This window comes from Flavobacterium sp. I-STPP5a, from assembly GCF_009764685.1.
Classification (GTDB): Bacteria; Bacteroidota; Bacteroidia; order Flavobacteriales; family Flavobacteriaceae; genus Flavobacterium.
Window position 1 is genome coordinate 133,620 of record NZ_VHLM01000057.1, and the last position, 20,343, is coordinate 153,962.

General features: G+C 32.3%; 15 protein-coding genes. 9 read left to right on the forward strand and 6 right to left on the reverse strand.

Features of this window, described 5'->3' with window-relative positions:
* Positions 1-134 precede the first annotated feature (134 nt).
* Both FJV36_RS11145 and FJV36_RS11150 read left to right on the forward strand, forming a co-directional pair.
* The gene (locus tag FJV36_RS11145; protein ID WP_158729932.1) at positions 135-1,133 is read left to right on the forward strand and encodes a DUF2157 domain-containing protein; all 999 of its coding nucleotides are present in this window, start codon (positions 135-137) and stop codon (positions 1,131-1,133) included.
* Positions 1,120-2,280: a hypothetical protein gene (locus FJV36_RS11150; RefSeq protein WP_158729933.1), complete on the forward strand. Its 1,161-nt coding sequence runs from the start codon at positions 1,120-1,122 to the stop codon at positions 2,278-2,280. Before FJV36_RS11145 ends, FJV36_RS11150 begins: the two co-directional genes overlap by 14 nt.
* A 311-nt stretch (positions 2,281-2,591) precedes the next feature.
* On the opposite strand, the gene FJV36_RS11155 is transcribed toward FJV36_RS11150, so the two are convergent.
* Both FJV36_RS11155 and ytxJ read right to left on the reverse strand, forming a co-directional pair.
* Positions 2,592-3,269 carry a hypothetical protein gene (locus FJV36_RS11155; protein WP_158729934.1) on the reverse strand — a complete coding sequence of 226 codons (678 nt, stop codon included), beginning with the start codon at positions 3,267-3,269 and terminating at the stop codon, positions 2,592-2,594.
* A gap of 48 nt (positions 3,270-3,317) precedes the next feature.
* Positions 3,318-3,704, reverse strand: coding sequence for a bacillithiol system redox-active protein YtxJ (gene ytxJ / locus FJV36_RS11160; RefSeq protein ID WP_158729935.1), 387 nt, complete (start codon positions 3,702-3,704; stop codon positions 3,318-3,320).
* 197 nt (positions 3,705-3,901) lie between these two features.
* Here ytxJ and clpB point away from each other — a divergent pair, with 197 nt between their 5' ends.
* From clpB to FJV36_RS11175, 3 genes are all read left to right on the forward strand, one after another.
* Positions 3,902-6,508, forward strand: a complete 2,607-nt coding sequence (clpB, locus tag FJV36_RS11165) for an ATP-dependent chaperone ClpB (protein WP_158729936.1) — start codon at positions 3,902-3,904, stop codon at positions 6,506-6,508.
* A 244-nt stretch (positions 6,509-6,752) separates the two neighbouring features.
* Positions 6,753-7,622: a DUF808 domain-containing protein gene (locus FJV36_RS11170; RefSeq protein ID WP_158729937.1), complete on the forward strand. Its 870-nt coding sequence runs from the start codon at positions 6,753-6,755 to the stop codon at positions 7,620-7,622.
* A 115-nt stretch (positions 7,623-7,737) separates the two neighbouring features.
* A complete protein-coding gene (locus tag FJV36_RS11175; RefSeq protein WP_158729938.1) occupies positions 7,738-7,992 on the forward strand; it encodes a hypothetical protein in 255 nt (84 codons plus the stop codon).
* A gap of 76 nt (positions 7,993-8,068) precedes the next feature.
* Here the strand turns inward: FJV36_RS11175 and FJV36_RS11180 are convergent, their stop codons facing one another.
* On the reverse strand, positions 8,069-8,899 hold the full coding sequence (locus FJV36_RS11180) for a M57 family metalloprotease (RefSeq protein ID WP_158729939.1): 831 nt from the start codon (positions 8,897-8,899) through the stop codon (positions 8,069-8,071).
* 558 nt (positions 8,900-9,457) lie between these two features.
* Here FJV36_RS11180 and FJV36_RS11185 point away from each other — a divergent pair.
* Entirely contained in the window at positions 9,458-12,163 is a 2,706-nt protein-coding gene (locus tag FJV36_RS11185) for a S8 family peptidase (RefSeq protein ID WP_158729940.1), read from the forward strand.
* Between the two features lie 11 nt (positions 12,164-12,174).
* On the opposite strand, the gene FJV36_RS11190 is transcribed toward FJV36_RS11185, so the two are convergent.
* Positions 12,175-12,702: a Crp/Fnr family transcriptional regulator gene (locus FJV36_RS11190; RefSeq protein WP_233264945.1), complete on the reverse strand. Its 528-nt coding sequence runs from the start codon at positions 12,700-12,702 to the stop codon at positions 12,175-12,177.
* Between the two features lie 269 nt (positions 12,703-12,971).
* Here FJV36_RS11190 and FJV36_RS11195 point away from each other — a divergent pair, with 269 nt between their 5' ends.
* Both FJV36_RS11195 and FJV36_RS11200 read left to right on the forward strand, forming a co-directional pair.
* Entirely contained in the window at positions 12,972-14,093 is a 1,122-nt protein-coding gene (locus FJV36_RS11195) for a polysaccharide lyase family 1 protein (protein WP_158729942.1), read from the forward strand.
* A gap of 182 nt (positions 14,094-14,275) precedes the next feature.
* Entirely contained in the window at positions 14,276-15,163 is an 888-nt protein-coding gene (locus FJV36_RS11200; protein WP_158729943.1) for a carbon-nitrogen hydrolase, read from the forward strand.
* Between the two features lie 75 nt (positions 15,164-15,238).
* On the opposite strand, the gene FJV36_RS11205 is transcribed toward FJV36_RS11200, so the two are convergent.
* A complete protein-coding gene (locus FJV36_RS11205; protein WP_158981096.1) occupies positions 15,239-16,765 on the reverse strand; it encodes a choice-of-anchor I family protein in 1,527 nt (508 codons plus the stop codon).
* Between the two features lie 175 nt (positions 16,766-16,940).
* Between FJV36_RS11205 and FJV36_RS11210 the strand changes: the two genes are divergently transcribed.
* Complete coding sequence (locus FJV36_RS11210; protein ID WP_158981098.1) at positions 16,941-17,981, forward strand: agmatine/peptidylarginine deiminase; 1,041 nt, start codon at positions 16,941-16,943, stop codon at positions 17,979-17,981.
* A 75-nt stretch (positions 17,982-18,056) separates the two neighbouring features.
* Here the strand turns inward: FJV36_RS11210 and FJV36_RS11215 are convergent, their stop codons facing one another.
* Positions 18,057-20,324: a M1 family metallopeptidase gene (locus FJV36_RS11215; RefSeq protein ID WP_158729946.1), complete on the reverse strand. Its 2,268-nt coding sequence runs from the start codon at positions 20,322-20,324 to the stop codon at positions 18,057-18,059.
* Positions 20,325-20,343 lie beyond the last annotated feature (19 nt).

The following is a 20,343-nucleotide window of genomic DNA, read 5'->3' on the forward strand; positions in this document are numbered from 1 at the left end:
TTTTTATTAATCCATTCTGTAAAAAGAATGTATTTTTTCGTTTCAATAAAATTCAACCTTAATAAATTATACTCTTATTGAGAAGTTAACACTTTAAACCTATATTTGAATTTAAATTTCAAGACAGTATGAGTATGAAAAAGTTTGAAGAAGAGGCAACGAAAAGTCTTTTAGAAAAAGAATTAATAACCCCTGAACAATATGATCAAGTGCAGGCCTATCGCAATCGAAATCTTTTTTCATTACATGCTGAGCTTAAATTATTTTTGTACGCCTCTGTATTACTATTTACTTCGGGTATTGGTATTTTAATTTACGAAAACATCGATAGCATTGGACACATCGCTATTTTGGCTTTATTATTTTTGATTACCTTTTTTTGTTTTTACTTCTGTTTTAAAAACGCCATCGGGTTTAAAAAACAACAAACTCAATTTGAAAATCCTATTTTTGATTACCTTATTTTAGCGGCAGTATTATTAAGTTGCATTTTTGTTGGCTATCTGCAATTTCAATACACTGTTTTTGGTACCCATTACGGCTTAGCTACTGTTGTTCCTACTGCAATAGCTTTCTCTTGTGCTTATTATTTTGATAATAAAAGTATCTTATCAATCGCAATCACGGGTTTAGCAGCATACATTGGTTTATCCGTTTCTCCACAGTCTTTACTTCACAATGATTTTAACGAAAACAATACCCTGAGCTATTCAGCTATTTCATTAGGTATTTCATTAGTAATTTGGACTATTTACAGTTCAAATAATGACTTAAAAAAACATTTTTGCTTAGTATTTCTCACTTTTGCTTTGCACATCATTAGCATTGCTTGTATTAATAATTCATTCGATAACTATTGGATCATTTTTATAATACTATTGGCTGGTTCCTGCTACTATTTTTACCGTAGCAGTTACCTCATTAAATCAGTTTCATTGTTTGTTTTTACCTTAATTTACGCCTATATCGGTCTAAATATATTCTTGTTCAAATTATTAGAATTCAGCAATATTGATAGCGAATTATTTATCTCTTTCTTTTTCTTAGTTCCCTTTTACTTTATTGGTTCTATCATTTACTTTATTCGACTTATTAAACAATTCAATAAAAAAGCTAGTCATGCTACAATATAACAAAACCGAATTAGAGCAAGAGTTTCTAGTTTCAGAAGGGCACTCTTTAAAAAAAGCTGGATTTATAGATGAAAGTCAGTTTCGCTTAATTGATAAAAATTTAACCGTACTTAAAAGTCAAAAAAACATGTTAATCCGAATTGGATTTTTTCTATTAGGGAGCTTTTTATATTCCTCCATTTGTGGCTTTCTTACTCTAATTAGCCTAGATTCAATGAATGAAAATTATCAATTTCTGGTTTATCTTTTTGCTATTATTGGATTCGTTGGTACTGAAGTTTTAACCAATCAAAAATATTACGGTTATGGCCTTGACGATGCGTTTCTACTAGGTTCTCAATTGTGCTTAGCAATTGCAATAGGCATTTCTTCAGAGGGAAACGAACTTACCATTTCTCTAATACTCTCTATAACCTCCTTGCTTTGTTATCTTAGATATGTACAGCTATCAATGGCTATCTTATTTTGTGTAACACTAACTTGTTCAATACTTTTCTTGATGTTTGAATTAGGCGCTTTCGCAAAAACGATGCTGCCTTTTACTATGATGTTTTTTGCAATTGTTATCTATTTCAGCAGCAAAAAACTATTTGCACGATTAACACTCCCATTTTATTGCAACGGCATTATTTTTACCCAAGCTTTTGCACTGTTTTTATTCTACGTATCAGGAAATTATATGGTGGTTAGAGAACTTTCAAGCGAATTAATGGGTGTAATTGTTACTGCAAATAATGATATTCCGTTTGCCATTTTCTTTTATGGATTCACCTTTATAGTTCCAGTGAGTTATTTAGTTTTGTCTTTATTCAAAAAAGACCGCTTTATGCTTTGGATAGGAATCCTAGCTCTTTGTTTTTCAATATACACCATTCGTTTTTACTATGCCCTTTTACCTGTTGAAATTGCCCTAACAATTGGTGGTTTGGCATTATTTGCATTTACTTTTTTTGCTATAAAAAAGATTAAAAACAATATTAATGGTGTTACTTTTCAACCAGATCGTTTCTCACACGGAAATCTATTTGGCACCGCCGAAATACTTATGGCGACACAATTGGGATTAAAACCAGAAACTACGGTGGAATCTCCAATGGAATTTGGTGGTGGAGATTTCAGTGGTGGAGGTTCTGGAGGAAGTTATTAAAGTAGATGTATTCAACTTAAATCATATTTTTAAAATCAAAACCTAACCATCGCAACTCTCATCATGTTCTTCTGCAGCATTATATTGTGAAAAAACAAGGTGTTAAAATTATAATAGTGATTTTTATAAGATGAAATATTGATAATTGAAAAGTCTACTGGTAACACTATTTCTTGTTTTACAGCCTATCCGTTTACTTTTCTTAGATTACAATAAACTTCTGTTTTAAAACAAAATAAAACCGCAAATTCACAAATTAGATTTGAATCTTTAATTTGTAAATGTGCGGTTTTTAAAATAAGGTATTTAACCTAGAATTTAATATTACCTGTTTTAAGATAAATCACTGAATTTTTAATGGAGTTACCAATCGCATTATTTAGTGCTTGTTCAAATGCAAAAAGACCTACGCCTGCGCTTCCTTTTGACACAAAATCCAATACTTTTTTTCGTGTCTTGACATCGTAAATCTGAAAATGAGAATTTACAATACAACTTTCACTTTGACCGCCACCTCTCATTCCCATACCACCGCCAGCCATTGGCATCATTACGCCAGGATTCCCTTGAATGCTGTTAGTAATTTCATGACGCAAAATTCTTATCAAATAATCAGCAGTTAAATTTGTAAACAAAGAATCTACTTTTTTTTGTTGCTCCTGATCGACTGAGAAAGTATCATTAGAAAGCAGTTCTAATGATTTATCGTACTTAATAGTACCAAAAATATTATCATTTTTCAAAGTAACTGCAAAAAGACTATCAAACTGGTGAATAAAATCTTCTTTTTGTTTATACTTCTTGTTAAATGTCTTGCTAAATTCGTTTACCAAGACTTCATCACTACTTACTAGTAATGCTGTTTTATTGGTACCAAAAAGAAACTCGGAACTATTATAGGGTTCAACTTCATTAATTCGAATTGCTGTACAAGAAGCTAATAATTGGATACTTATTACTCCTGCTATTAACAAATTATTTATTTTCATTTATGCTATTTTTCGTATCGACTCTTTTTAAAATATGACAAATATTACTTACAGTTTCATCCCCAATTCTCCTGCATCAATATCACTGTGAGAAACATTATATACCGCCTTACCATCTTGAATCAAAATCAATTGTGGTGATTGATGCGTAACCCCAAAGCGAGAAGCAATCTCATTAGAAACATCTCTAAAAGCAATTAAATCTAAAAAATAAGGCGTCACTTTCTGAGGAAAGTTAAACTCATTCTCAAACTGTTTCAAAGCCATTCTACTCACACTACAACGAGTGCTATGCTTAAAAATAGCAACAGGTTTTACTTGAGATTGAGCTACTATTTCATCTAGTTGTTCTAATGCTTGCAAAGGCTCCCAAGTCATTGAATTAGTTTCGTCGTTAGAATCACTACTACCAAAAATATTTTTTAAAAAACTCATAATTTGTCGGTTTTTCAGTCATTTTGACTGTTCAATATGATATAAATCATATTTAAACAGCCATTTTGTCTGTAATTTTACTATGGAATATTAATTGAATAATCAGATACAAAGATAAAATAAATTAATAAGAAACTGTGATTAAAGTATTTTACTAACAAAACAAGCAAAAACTTGTTGCAAAAAACTAAAAAAAAATGAATATCAATAAATTTACCATCAAATCTCAAGAAGCTATCCAACTTTCTCAACAATTAGCACAAAGTTATGGACAGCAACAAATTGAAAACGAACATCTTTTTAAAGCTATTTTAGAAGTTGATGAAAACGTAGCACCATTTATATTAAAAAAACAAAATATAAATGTTCCCTTATTTATTCAAATACTTGAAAGTACAATTCAAAGTTTCCCGAAAGTTACTGGTGCCGAAATAATGCTTTCTAGAACTGCAAATACCACGCTAAACGAAGCCGAAATAATTGCAAAAAAAATGAATGATGAGTACGTTTCGGTAGAGCACTTGATACTTGCTATTTTTAACTCGAAGACTAAAGCGTCTCAGATTTTAAAAGATCAAGGTGTTACAGAAAAAGGATTGAAAGCCGCAATTGATGAACTAAGAAAAGGAGAACGTGTAACCTCGGCTTCTGCTGAGGAGACCTATAATTCTTTGAATAAATATGCCAAAAATCTAAATGAACTTGCTAAATCTGGTAAACTAGATCCTGTGATAGGTCGTGACGAAGAAATAAGACGTGTATTACAAATACTAACGCGCAGGACTAAAAATAATCCCATGCTAGTTGGAGAACCTGGAGTGGGTAAAACTGCCATTGCTGAAGGATTAGCACATAGAATTGTAGATGGAGATGTGCCTGAAAATCTAAAAGATAAAATTGTATTTTCACTGGATATGGGTGCATTAATTGCAGGCGCTAAGTACAAAGGCGAATTTGAAGAACGCCTAAAATCAGTAGTAAAAGAGGTTACCGCTGCAGATGGAGACATCGTTTTATTTATTGACGAAATCCACACGCTAGTTGGTGCTGGCGGTGGCGAAGGTGCTATGGATGCGGCAAATATTTTAAAACCAGCATTGGCACGTGGAGAATTACGAGCAATTGGGGCAACTACATTAGACGAATATCAAAAATATTTTGAAAAGGATAAAGCATTAGAAAGACGTTTTCAAAAAGTGCTAATTGAAGAACCTGATATTGATAGTGCTATCTCCATACTTCGTGGTATTAAGGAAAAATACGAAACCCACCACAAAGTTCAAATTAAAGACGAAGCAATTATTGCTGCTGTTGAATTATCCCAACGTTACATCACGAACCGATTTTTACCAGATAAAGCCATCGATTTAATGGACGAAGCAGCTTCTAAAATCCGAATGGAAATTAACTCAAAACCAGAAGAGCTGGATGTTTTGGATCGAAAAATAATGCAACTTGAAATTGAGATTGAAGCCATTAAAAGAGAAAAAGATGAAAGTAAGCTAAAATCTCTTGGTCTAGAACTGGCTAATCTTAAAGAGGATAGAAATACAATTTATACTAAGTGGAAATCAGAAAAAGATGTTGTTGATGGCATTCAATTGATTAAAAAAGAAATTGAAGATTATAAATATGATGCGGAACGCGCGGAACGCGATGGAGATTACGGAAAAGTAGCCGAAATACGTTACGGTAAAATTAAAGAAGCTCAAGAACGACTTGAAATTTTACATCAAGAACTTATTGTTAATCAAGCCGGTGGAAGTTCCTTAATTAAAGAAGAGGTAACACGCGAGGATATTGCTGAAGTTGTTGCAAAATGGACTGGAATTCCTGTGCAAAAAATGCTTCAGGGAGAAAGAGAGAAACTTTTACATCTTGAAGAAGAATTACACCGCCGTGTAGTGGGCCAAGAAGAAGCCATTGAAGCCATAAGTGATGCTGTACGAAGAAGTCGCGCCGGATTACAAGATATGAAAAAACCGGTGGGAACGTTTCTTTTCCTTGGTACAACAGGAGTGGGAAAAACCGAATTGGCGAAAGCCTTAGCTGAATACTTATTTGATGATGAAAACGCTATGACCAGAATTGATATGAGCGAATACCAAGAACGCCATAGTGTAAGTAGATTAGTGGGGGCGCCTCCAGGATATGTGGGTTATGACGAAGGCGGTCAACTAACAGAAGCGGTACGTAGAAAACCATATTCTGTTATTTTATTGGATGAAATTGAAAAAGCACATCCAGATACATTCAATATTTTATTGCAAGTACTTGATGAAGGACGATTAACCGATAATAAAGGTCGTCTTGCTGATTTTAAAAATACCATTATCATCATGACATCTAATATGGGTAGCCAAATCATTCAAGATAAATTTGAAAATTTAAAAGGCAGTATTGAGGCTGCTACCGAGGCAGCCAAAGTTGAAGTTTTAGGATTGTTAAAACAAACTGTCCGACCAGAATTTATTAATCGTATTGATGAAATTGTGATGTTTACTCCTTTGACAAATGCTAACATTACTAAAATTGTTAGTTTACAGCTAAAATCTGTAACTAAAATGCTAGCACTACAAAACATCACTATGGATGCCACACCCGAAGCAGTAGCATACTTAAGTACTAAAGGCTATGATCCACAATTTGGCGCCAGACCAGTAAAACGTGTCATTCAGCGTGAAGTACTTAATGCTTTATCCAAAGAAATCCTTGCTGGAAAAATAACTACCGATAGCATTATACTGCTTGATGCATTTGATGACAAACTAGTCTTTAGGAATCAAAGCGAGTTAGTCTCATAAATTTTTTTTAACCACCAGTTTGACACTGGTGGTTTCTTTTTTTTGCTTCAAAGATTCATTATAAATTGAAGCCTTTCCCTAATTAAGTCAAGAAGATTATAACTATAGCAAATTTTTACTTTTTGGCATTTTTAAAATTAATTTTTAAATAAAAAGTTTTAGCTTCGCAAAACATAAAAATCAAAAATTAAATAACCTTAAAGTTCATATTTAGGGTAATCAAACAACTTTTAAAAAGAACATAATGGCATCAGGTTTCTTCGTACTTTTGGATGATATAGCGGCAATAATGGATGACGTTGCTGTAATGAGTAAAGTGGCTGCAAAAAAAACTGCAGGTATTTTAGGAGATGATTTAGCTGTAAACGCTGAAAAAGCTTCAGGATTTATTTCCTCTAGAGAATTGCCCGTTTTGTGGGCTATTGCCAAAGGGTCATTGTTAAATAAAATTATAATTCTACCAATAGCTTTTTTATTGAGTAACTATTTACCAATTGCTGTAATTGTAATACTTGTATTAGGTGGGATTTATTTGGCCTATGAAGGAGCCGAAAAAATATTTGAATATTTTTTCCCACATGAACACAAACATGAAGATATAGTTTCCCAACCAATGACTGAAGAAGAAATTCTATCTTTAGAGAAAGTAAAAATTAAATCTGCAATTGTCACTGATTTTATTTTATCTGTAGAAATAGTAATTATCGCTCTAGGAACAGTAATAGGAGAACCTATTTCATCACAAATAGTGGTTGTTTCTATCATTGCACTTGTAGCAACGATAGGTGTTTACGGTATAGTAGCATTGATTGTACGCATGGATGAAGCAGGCCTTAAATTAATCAGTATGAGCAAAAATGAAAATAGTATAGGAACAAAAATTGGTACTGTATTAGTAAAAGCCTTGCCAGTAGTTATTAAAAGCTTATCAGTAATTGGTACAATAGCTTTATTACTTGTTGCTGGAGGTATTTTTATGCATCAAATTCCGTTTTTACATGGAATATTACCTCAAATACCTTCAATCATAACCGAATTTACTGTAGCATTAATCATTGGATTAATTACACTAGGTATTATTTTGTTGTTCAAAAAAGTAACAGTGAAAAATTAATTCATTTTGATTTACATCAAATTGTATTTAAAGTTTGAATCATCTATTTAAACTTTTAAAAGAAAAAAATATTTTTACAAATAAAAATCTTAGTTAAATTTTAAATTAAAGCACCATGGACATCGTAAAATTTAAAATCACTCCCAAAACAATTAAAGTTGAAGTACGTAACTCTAATAATTATGTTTTTGATTTTAACAATTCAGTATCCATTGCCAAAGAAGATAAAGATGTACTTTTAAAACTGTATAATGCACTAGATTTACTTTTTAAAAAAGAAACAACTGTTGAAGCAAAAAACTATATTGCTCCAAATCAGACAAATATCTTAGATCAAATTAAAGAAGTGGGTGAGACAAACGAAAATTAAAATTAAAATATTAAAAGGCTGTTTCTAATTAAGAAACAGCCTTTTTTATATTCTGTAAAGTGTTCTTGGTTATTTATTAATATAGATAATTCAAAGCAGTAACATCGTTACTATTAAAAGCTCCTGTATCACTTGAACTAAAACATGCTCTCATGTATGAAGTAGCATCATAACCAGATGGTGTTCCAGGAATAAGTACGGCTCCCACGCCAGCAGTTCCCTCATTACTATTTTGTCCACAACTTTGACGGCTAAACCAGTCTGTGTGACGCAAACCAATACAGTGTCCTATTTCGTGAGCAGCAACATGTGAATTCACTCCTACTGAGTACGTATCCATTCCAGAATACAAAGTTACAGAGTTAAAAGGATTACCTCCAGATGGGAATCCAGCTACTCCACCTGCACTACCAGTTGCTCTTCTCACTACGATATTAGCACCAGTAGTGTTAGTACTGAAAGTTAATGTAAAAGTAAGAGTCAAGCCTAAACTGTTGTATCTATTAACAGCTGCTTGTAATCCTGAACGCATGTTTGCACTTAAAGCTGACGTCCCCGTTCCTGATAAACCTACTATTTTTATAGTTCTAGGTCCTGAAACAAGATTGTTTGTACGGTACTGCTCAGTAGTAATACCGCCGTGTAGATCCATCTTATTTAATTGATCTTTGGTCATAACAATATCACCTTCTATCAAGAAAGCATCTTCTGTAGTGCCATCTGGGTTTGTATGCTTTACCTCTTTAACGTCTTTATTATTTAAAGACAAAGCACTAATTTTTGCTAGAATTTCAGGAGTTATTTTACTAGCTTCTGGTTGTGTTTGATTAGTTTCATCATCTTTACTACAAGATATAAATGCCATGACTGCGCATGACATTACAAAAATTAATTTAATTTTTTTCATTGTTTTGGTTATTTTGGGGTTAATTAATGAATTGTATTGGTGAACACTTTACAAAATCATTACATCGAAAGTAGTTAATTATTCTTGTACGAATATAATAAAAATATAAATATAACAATTTTAACATATTTTGTTGTAAATTTATCAGCAAAAAGCTTGTAAAGCCAATGATTACGTTTTTACACATTTTTCAATTTTAACAATACTTCATCCAAACCGTTAAATAACAACATAATTTATAGATATGATAAATAATATATTTAGTTATTTGAATTATTTACTAGTTTACATAAAACATGTTTTACATAAATTGCTTAATTTTGATTTTAAAACAAGTTAGCTTTAAATTACCATTTCAATATAAATCTTAAATATTTAAAGGTATATTTTACAATTTTAACATTTATTTTGTAAGAAACTAAAAATAACACTGAGCATGAAAAAAAGTATTTCGAGTCTTTTTCTAAAAATAAAGCGCCTATTTTGGGTAGGACATATTAACACTTATTTCACATTAAATTAAGCTTAAAAAACTTTATCTACCACACCTAAAAGTTCATGAAAACTAAACTTACCTTACTTTCCATTATTTTACCACTTATCCTTTTTTCTCAATCTGCTGAAAAATGGAAACAGTTTATTAGAGAAAAAAAAATGGATACAACAGCGTCATTTTACTTATCAGAAACAAAAAATGCTATTTTAAATAATTGTAAGATTGAAAAAAAACTTGACAATAAATTTAGCGTGATTTCCTTTTCAAGAAATTTGATTAAAGATCCAAATCTTACATTGTATCCTGTTAATAATATGTGGAAATTACCAAACAATTTAAAAAAGCATTCTTCAAAAAAAAAGTATACCATTGTAAGTAAAGACATTAAAACCCTAACGGAGAAACTCAAATCTTTAAAAATAGAAAACACAGTCCAATCTGATTTAGTTTTCTTAAACACTGATTATAAAACGTTAGTAAACCTAATTATTCCCATTCAAAACGTAACATCCATTACGCAAGAATCCTTTACTCCTATTGTTGAATCTAAGATTATCGATCAAAACTTTAGTCTTAATCAAATTAACATGTTGTCTAAGAATTTTGCTGATGTTTGTGGATCAGATCAAATTGTTTCTATTAAGGATGAATTTTTTGACATTAACGATATCGATTTATTAAATAAACATATACCATCTAATACGCAATCAAAGCAGGTGTCAAAGCACGCCACTGCAATGGCTACAATTGTTGCAGGCTTGGCAAATAGCTCTATTTTAGGTAAAGGTGTTGCTCCTAAAGCAAAAATTCAATCATCTAATTTTCTTTTTCTATTTCCAGATGAATACACGTCACTTCAAGGAGCTACTATTCAAAATCATTCTTACGGAACAGTAATTGAAAATTTTTATGGTACTCTTGCGGCAGCATTTGACAAAAACCTTTACGAAGACACAATAATAAATCATATTTTTTCAGCAGGTAATAGAGGTACTGTGGGATATAAAAGCATTACAGGAAACTTTAAACAATCTAAAAACAGTATTGTTGTGGGGAGCATAGATGCTAATGAAAACAGCATGGCATTTTCATCTAAAGGCCCCGCTTATGATGGTAGAATAAAACCTGAAATTGTAGCCTACAGCACAGAGGGTACATCTAATTCGACCGCTATCGTTTCGGGTATTATTTCACTAATGAAAGAACTTCATAACAAAATAAATACAACACCATTACAAAACTCAACTACAAAAGCGATCTTGATTAATAGCGCTAAAGATTTAGGTAATATGGGTCCAGATTTCACATATGGCTATGGGAATGTTAATGCGTTAAAATGCTTAAACACCATACAAAACAAGAGGATTATAACCGGATCCATAAACTCTGAGCAAAAAAACTTGCATCAAATATCAGTACCTTCAAATAGTGAAAATTTAAAAATAACATTAGCTTGGACAGATCCTCCTGCACCTGTAAATTCAAATATTTGTTTGATAAATGATTTAGATTTAGCTTTAATCTCTCCAACAGAAACTTTTTTACCATGGATTTTAAATCAAGATTTACCACAATTACATGCATCGAAAGGCATTGATAAAGTAAATACAGTGGAGCAAATAGAACTTAAAAACCTTCAATATCAAACCTATACCATTTCCGTAAGTAGCTCAATTTTAAACACAAATAGTCAAAATTATAGCATTGTTTATGATTATGATTTAAAAAATAAATTTGAATGGAATTATCCGATTGAAAATGACAATTTCCCTATAGACGGTAGAACAATTTCCCCTATAAAATGGAGCTCAACCATTACAGGAACTAATGGCGAATTATCAATAAGTTATAACGATGGACTAACTTGGGAATTAATCAAAACAAATATTAATCTTCAAAACGAGCAATACTTGTACCTCCCTTTACAAGAACTTTTTACAAGAGCTAAACTTAAAATGAAAATTGGTAATGAAGAGTTTTTGTCGGATAGTTTTATAATTTCCTACGATTTAAATACAACCACTTCACTTGTTTGTAATGGAACAACTGAAATCAATTGGTCAAAACCTTCCAACGTTTCAAGTTTTAACATTTATGAATTAATTTATGACTCCTTACAATTAAAAGAACAAGTAACAGGCACATCATACACCTATACAAATGGTAAGAATCATGCTGTTGCACCATTTTTTGAAAACACTGAGGGTATTAAAAGTGAGTCTACATTTCGATATGAAAATAATTCCAATTGTTATTTTGAACTAACAAGTGCCGAAATTACAACTAAAAATCAAATAACTGTTTCAGCAAACCTTTTTAGTTTATTTCAAATTAAAAGAGTCGAGCTAATAAAAATAACTAATAACAAAGAGGTTATCATTGAAATCATAAACAAACCAAACGCTAAAAATTTTACTTTTTTTGACTCAAATCCAGCTGAAGGATTTAATAAATACAACATTAGACTAGTTCTAGAGGATAATTCAGAAATAAATTCAAAGGCAATTGATATTATTTTTATGGGAACAAATGATTTTTTTGTATTTCCAACTATTTTAAAAACAAATCAAGACATCAATATTGAGACTAAAACAGAAGAAGAATCTTCTTTTTATCTTTTTAACTTAAACGGGCAAAATACCGTATCACAATCTTTTACTACCAAAAGTAATTCGATCACTTTACCAAGTCTATCAAGTGGTATTTACATTTATAAAATCACTTCTAAAACTGGAAAAAATAAAACCGGAAAAATCAGTATTCAATAAGATGCAACAACTCAAATTGTCTTTTTTATTTTACACAAGAATTCATGTGAAACACCCAGATACGAAGAGAGATTTCTATCATTAATACGCTGTGCTTTTACGGGATATTTATTTACAAAATCTAAATACCGCTGTTTTGATGTTTTATTTAAAACATCAAGTAATCTATCTTGCATAACTATATTTGTTTTTTCTATCAGCAGAGTATGAAATTTTAACAACTTAGGAACTTCCTTAAATAATTTAGTTTTATCCCTCTTGTTAATTACTAAAATTTCACAATCTTCTAAGGCTTTGATATTGTATTTAGTGAGCTTATCATGGTAAAAACTTTCAACATCACTTATCCAATCATTATCAAATGCAAAAAAAAGAATACACTCAGCACCATTTTCTTTCAAGTGATAAATTTTGAACGCTCCATTTAATACAAAAGCTTCATATTTACTATTAGAATCCTGAATTTGTAGGTAATCATTTTTTTTTAACTTAACATGCTTCACATTCTCTACTATTAATTCCCATTCAAAATTTGTCAATGGGATATTTTTTTCTATGTTATTTCGCAATAATTCGTACATTTTTGGGGATTGATTTAAATTATTTGACCATAATTTTTATCGAAAACAGCAGGTTATGCAATCGATTACGTAAAAATAATGAATTTATTATATTTTCAATATAACAATTAATAAAAAACACAAAATTTAATTAATTACATGTTTTATTGAACAAGTTCAATAATTACACGTTTTTTTATGATTTATTTTGTAAAGCTTTAAATCACTAATATTTAACAAAAAGTACTATGAAATTAAATTTAAAATTATCGGTTTTCATTGTGAGTCTTTTCTTTGGACTTACAAGTTGTAACAATGAAGAAACTGCAGAAAACAATGCAGTTACTGCTGAGTTAGAAACAAAAACAACAAAAACAACAAAAAACAATGCAAGAGTTGGCGATTGTGCTGCTGTTCCTGGTTGGGCATCTTTAAATGCCAGCACAACTGGAGGTGGCAATGCTGCAGAAACAGTAGCAAGTACTTATGCGCAATTAAAAGCAGCTATAGAAAATACAGATGTTAAAGTTATTAAAGTTACAGGAACAATCACTATTCCAGCAACCTCAACTGGACGAATAGCTTTTCAAGATCAAACTGGAAAAACTATATATGGTGCAAGCGGTGCAAAACTGGTTTCAACGGATCAAACAAAGGCAAATTCTGGAATTTTGAATATCAAAAGATGTAAAAACATCATTCTTAGAAATCTTATTTTTGAAGGACCAGGTGCATATGATACAGATGGTTGGGATAATGCAATAATTGATAATTGCCAAAATGTTTGGGTAGATCATTGTGAGTTTAGAGATGGTGTTGATGGGAATTTAGATATCAAAAATCAGTCAGACTATGTTACAGTATCATACACTAAATTCACATACCTAAAAGCTCCAAGACCAGGTGGATCAGGAGGTTCACCAGATCACAGATATTCAAATTTAATAGGTTCTAGTGATGGCGCAACAGCTGATAGAGGTAAACTTAGAATAACTTTTGCAAGATGCTGGTGGGCTAATGGATGTAAAGAAAGAATGCCAAGAGTACGTTTTGGAAAAGTACATATTGTAAACAACTACTTTAACAGTTCTGCGAGTAATAAATGTGTTGCTGCAGGTCTTGAAGCTAGCATTAGAGTTGAAAATAATGTTTTTGAGAATGTAAATCAATCTATTGATCTTATGACAGGCTATACTGCTGTTACAGCAGTAGGAAACATATTTACAAACACAACAGGCAATACTGCTGGAAGCAATACGGCTTTTACGCCAAGTTATTCCATACAATTACTATCTGCTAGCGCTGTAAAAGCAGATGTTACAGCTGGCGCAGGTGCTACATTTACTGGAAACATTTGCGGATCTTTTTAATTAATTTTAAATTTTTAAAACAACACTTCTTGCAAAACAGGAAGTGTTGTTTTTTTTCCGCTAACTATAAAGCAGTAGGAACCTTAATTAAAAATTCTTTATTAAAGTTCATTAGCAAACACATGAAGCCTATTTTATACTAGCCATAAAATTTACTATTTTTGCATTCTAAAATTTATGTAATGTCAAATAAGAAATATAAAATAGCTGTTATTCAACTAAACCTAAATGATGTAGCTGAAAATAATTTAAAAAAATGCATTAGTTGGGTTCGCGATGCCGCAAAACTTGGCGCCGAGGTAATTTCGTTACCCGAATTATATAGCAGTCATTACTTTTGTCAAAGTGAAGACGTAGATAATTTTGCCTTAGCTGAACCTTTATACAGTACTTCTTTTACTGCTTTTAGTGCTTTGGCAAAAGAATTAGGAGTTGTAATTATTGTTCCTTTTTTCGAAAAAAGAATGGCTGGCATTTACCACAACAGTGCTTACATTATTGATACTGATGGTTCAGAGGCAGGATTGTACCGTAAAATGCATATTCCAGATGACCCTGCATTTTACGAAAAATTTTATTTTACACCGGGTGATTTAGGATTTAAAAACAATCGCACCAAGAAAGGAAATATAGGAACATTAATCTGTTGGGATCAATGGTATCCAGAAGCAGCACGCATAACAGCTTTAAAAGGTTCCGAAGTATTGTTTTACCCAACTGCAATTGGCTGGCATCCACAAGAAAAAGAGCAATATGGTAAAAACCAATATGGCGCTTGGATGAATGTTATGAAAGGTCATGCCGTTGCAAATGGTGTTTATGTTGCAGCAGCAAACCGCATAGGTCTAGAAAAGTATTTACCCGAAACTCCTGGAATTGAATTTTGGGGTGCTTCATTTATCTGTGGGCCACAAGGTGAAATTTTGGCGCAAGCCTCACACGATAAAGAAGAAATTTTAATTGCCGAAGTTGATTTAGACTTACAAGAAAATGTGCGCCAAAACTGGCCATTTTTTAGAGACAGACGCATCGATGCCTTTGGAGATATTACAAAAAGAGCAATTGACTAACTGCTCTTTTTAAAACAAAAAATCCCTACTGAATTATTTATTCAAGCAGGGATTTTTTTATTTCGAGAGTACTTTTTAGTTCAAGTCTGGTTGGAAAATTTTCACACTTCCGTCACCTTCACTACTTACCACAAGCAAACTTCTTTTTGTTGGACTTTTTGAAGCAGGAATATATAGTAAACCTTCTGGAGCATCACCCGTTTTTATAGTTTGCATTAATTTTGGTGCAGTAGGATTTGATATATCATAAATCATTACTGCATCGGCGCGTTCAAGACCTACAAATAGAATCGTTTTTTCACCCATTTTAGCAACCACAACAGATTCTGGTTCAGCACCTTTATCATCACTTCTGCCGTCATCATAAAAACCTAATTCTTGTGATTTTTTATCCAATTCATTTTTGCTATCATATACTAATTCACCTGTTGTACCATTCCATATAGAGAAAGATCTAGAACCAAAAGAAACAAGCTCATCAAAATCGCCATCGCCATCAGTATCTCCCATTTTAGTATTAATATTTAGCCTACCTAAACTAGTCTCCGCTTTTAGTGCTGTAGCATCTGGAAACGCTAAAGGATCAAGAATTACTGATGAACTACCTACTCTTTTTACATCAACAAACGCACTATATTCTCTAGCATCACCTTCATTTGCAGTTACAAAATAGGATATTTTATTTACTTCAAAACTACTTATGGCATCTGGTTGATACATTCCTTTTATTTTCCAAGGTTTCATAAATATACCACCATCTTTATCGCTAACATCAATTGCATTGTCAACAAGATTATAGTCTTTTAGACCCAAAGGAAAAATATTCGTAATCGTTTTGCTAGTCAAATCAATTTTAGCAACGCCATTGTTTTCTTGTAAAGTTACCCAAGCTGTTTTAGAATCGGCAGATATCGTAATATATTCTGGTTCAATATCATTAGCGAAATTATTAGTTACACTAGCAATACGGAATCCTTTTGCCTTGAGCGTATTTAACTGGTTTGCAAAACCTGCAAAGTTCAGAGTTGTTACCGCATAGTCAGCATTTATAGCAATAATTGAAACCGAGCCATCTGGGTCAATCGAGTAAGTGTCATTTGGCTCGCCTTCATTGGCAGTCATGATAAAATTTCCATCAGGAGAAAATGTAATCATATCCGGCAGCGCTCCTACTGTAATCTCTTTGATTAAACTATAATTTGTAGTATTAAAAACCAAAACTTTACCAGCATCTTGCTTATTCGGTTTTGCCTCTAAGGCCACAGCTAATTTACCATTAAAGGTAGCAACACTATTTGATGCACCATTGTAAGGAGTCAGATCAATACTTGTTAGAAATTTTGGACTAGCTGGATTCGACAAATCAATAACGTCAATCCTATTCGTATTGCTATTGTTAACCGTAAAAAGTTTCTTTGATATTTCGTCATATGCACTAATTTCAGCAGCACCTGCTCCTCCTATTGTAAGATTTCCAATTTCTTTAAATGAGGCAGGGTTTTCATTCACAATAGTTTCTTGATTGTTGCTGGAACTATCCTCTTTAGAACAACTAGACAAAATCAAAATTGCAGCTAGAAGTGAAATACTGTATTTTTTCATAAATTATTTTTTTCCAAAAATAGAAATGAACAAATCAACTATAATTAACACAATATTATTTAATTATTACCTTAATACTATAAATGAAAACGCAGTTTTAAAAAATTGCAATGTTTGCTCGTTTTTTAAGTGAGTCTGAATCATTATATTTGCAACTTTGATAAAAGTATATAATATGACTACAAATACTAGGCGTTTTCCAGCCGAATGGGAAAAACAACAAGGAATGCTACTGTGTTTCCCTCATAATGGGAAAGATTGGCCTGGAAAATATGAAGCAGTTCAATGGGCTTTTGTAGAATTTATTAAAAAAGTAGCGACTTTTGAAACTGTTTTTTTGGTTGTGGCTGATGAAAACCAAAAAACAAAAGTAAACACCATGCTGGAAACAGCTCATGTTGAACTAGCAAATGTTTCGTACATCATTCATAAAACCAATAGAAGTTGGATGCGTGATTCTGGACCAATCATTATAAAGAACGGAACCGAAAGAGAAGCTTTGAATTTTAATTTTAATGGCTGGGCCAAATACAAAAACATACAATTAGATAAATTTGTTCCTGCAAAAGTGGGCGAATTTCTAAATATTCCTGTAACTCAAGTCATGTACAAAGGAAAACCGGTGATTGTTGAAGGTGGTGCCATCGATGTAAACGGACGTGGAACCTTATTAACATCAGAGGAATGTTTAATGCACCCAGACATACAGGTTCGAAATGCAGGCTTTACAAAAGAAGATTATGAAACCGTTTTCAAAGAATATCTCGGCGTAACCAATGTGATTTGGTTAGGCGACGGAATTGAAGGCGATGATACTCATGGACATATTGATGATTTATGCCGATTTGTAAACGAAGATACCATTGTCACAATTGTAGAAAATGATACGCTTGATAAAAATTATAAGCCGCTTCAAGACAATTTAAAACGTTTACAAAACGCAACTCTAGAGAATGGAAAATCTCCAGTCATAGTAGCTTTGCCAATGCCGAAGAAAGTAGAATTTGACGGTTTACGCTTACCAGCTAGCTATGCTAATTTTTTAATTTTAAACCAATGTGTTTTAGTACCTACTTTTAATGATAGTAACGATCGTAAAGCATTAAACATACTGGCAGAATGCTTTCCAGATAGAGAAATTATCGGTATAAATGCAACTGATTTTATTTGGGGTTTTGGGACCTTACATTGTTTAAGTCAGCAAATACCTGAATAAAGAAATAAAAAAAGACTTGTAAAAATTACAAGTCTTTTTTGTTATAATAAAAGTTTCCTTATGGGTAACCAAAAATTATTTATCTCTGGTAAAAGGAATTTTTTGTCCACCTGGCACAGTCATATCAAAACCATTTAAACTTTCGTTGAATTCAAACTTAAGTCCTGCTTGTTTTGATTCAAAAGTATTTTTTCCAATATTCTCCACAGAAAAAGGAGGATAATTTGTAATCAAAGCACTAAGAGCACCATTTTTTTCAGAAAAAGTAATTTTAAGAGGTGCCATTTGAGTTGAAAAAGCACCTAAATAACCATCTAGAATTACATCTTTTTCAAGCAAACCTTTGTCAGCAGTCCATACATTATTTGCCGTATTAGAATCTGGAAACGCATGATCAGGATCTAATGTGATACTTTCAATTTCTTCAGTAGAATTGTGTTTAAAAGACCAAGATTTGTTTTTTTGCCACACTTCAACTGGTAACTTTACTCTTGTGATTTTTCCACTTTTAGTTTTCACTTCAAGCGCTACAGGCATAACCATTTTTTCGAAGTTCTCAATAGTAATGATAACTCCTTTATTAGGGTCATTTTTTACATATTTTATCGAATTTATACCTTGATCTAAGCGCCAATTGTATTGAAACCAACCTCTCCAGAACCAACTCAAATCTTCTCCAGCAACATTTTCAATTGTTCTAAAAAAATCATCTGGCTGTGGATGTTTAAAAGCCCAACGTTCTACATAGGTTTTCAAAGCCAAATCAAAACGCTCAGGTCCTAATACTTGTTCTCTTAAAATAACTAAACCTGAACTTGGTTTAGAATAGGCCAAAAGACCAATGTTCCGCTCCTTCATATTATCTGGTGAACTCATTATTGTTTCCAGAAAAGGACTTGTATACATTTCTGCTCTTTGATGCATGTCTGCTTTTGGCTCTTTGTATTCTCCATTATTAAAATCAATAGAACTTAAAGAATTGATAAAAGTATTAAATCCTTCATCCATCCAAGCAAACAATCGTTCATTAGATCCTACAATCATTGGAAACCAGATATGTCCAAACTCATGATCTGTAACACCCCATAAATCAGCTCCTTTTGATTCCCAGCTACAAAAAACAATTCCAGGATACTCCATTCCACCTTCATTTCCAGCAACATTTACAGCTGCAGGATAAGGGTATTCAAACCATCTTTTAGAATAGTTCTCTATAGATGCTTTTGTATATTCTGTAGATCTACCCCATGCTTCGTCACCTGCACTTTCAACAGGATAAACAGACATTGCTAACGATTTTTTTCCGCTTGGTAAATTGATTTTGGCAGCATCTAAAATAAAAGAGGCTGATGATGACCAAGAAAAATCACGGGCATTGATCATTTTAAAATTCCAAGTTTTTGTAGCTGATGATCCCGTTTTTGAAGTGGTAGCAACTTCCTCTGCTGTTCTAATAAATACCGTTTTATCACTTTGTTTGGCTTGTGCCAATCTACTTTGTTCTACCGTTGAAAATACTGTAGCAGCATTTGTCAACTCACCCGAAGCAACTACAATATGATTAGAAGGAGCAGTAATACTTACATCAAAATCACCATATTCTAAATAGAATTCAGAGGCTCCTAAATAGGGGTTTACGTTCCAGCCACGCACATCATCATATACACACATACGAGGATACCATTGCGCCATGGTAAATATTTTTCCGTTTTTAGTTTCAAGAACTCCCATTCTATCTGATCCTTCATAAGGAGCAATAAATGAGAAATCAATTTTAATTTTTGCAGTTCCACCTTTGGCGTTAAGCGCTTGTGGCAAAAAAACCTGCATTCTTGTATCTGAAATTACATATTTCACAGCAGTTTCTGTAGCTACACCTTTGTTTGTACTAATTACAGATACTGATTTTATTTTGTGACCACCATCAAAAACTTGTCCTTGAGCACCATTTCTACTACCTGTTAATGGTACAATAGCACTTCCTCTAGAATCAGCTTTAAAAAGATTTTGATCCAAATTCATCCAAACAAATCCTAATTTATCAGGACTATTGTTGGTGTACGTTATGATTCCAGATCCTGAAATTTCATTGTTTTTTTCATCTAATTTAGCCGTTAGTTTGTAACTAGCGCTATTTTGCCAATATTCTGAACCTGGTTGACCACTCGCAGAACGAGTTGCCGTTCCATTTTTAGAATAAAAATGTGGGGCAAAAGCATCATGATAGTCATACTTTGATACTGGACGTGCAGTATTCTCAGGAGTTTGTTGCGCACTAAGATTTGCAATTCCTAAAAGGAACAGACCTGCATGCCACAAGAATCCAACATTTATTTTCTTCATAGTTAATTGATTTTGTTTA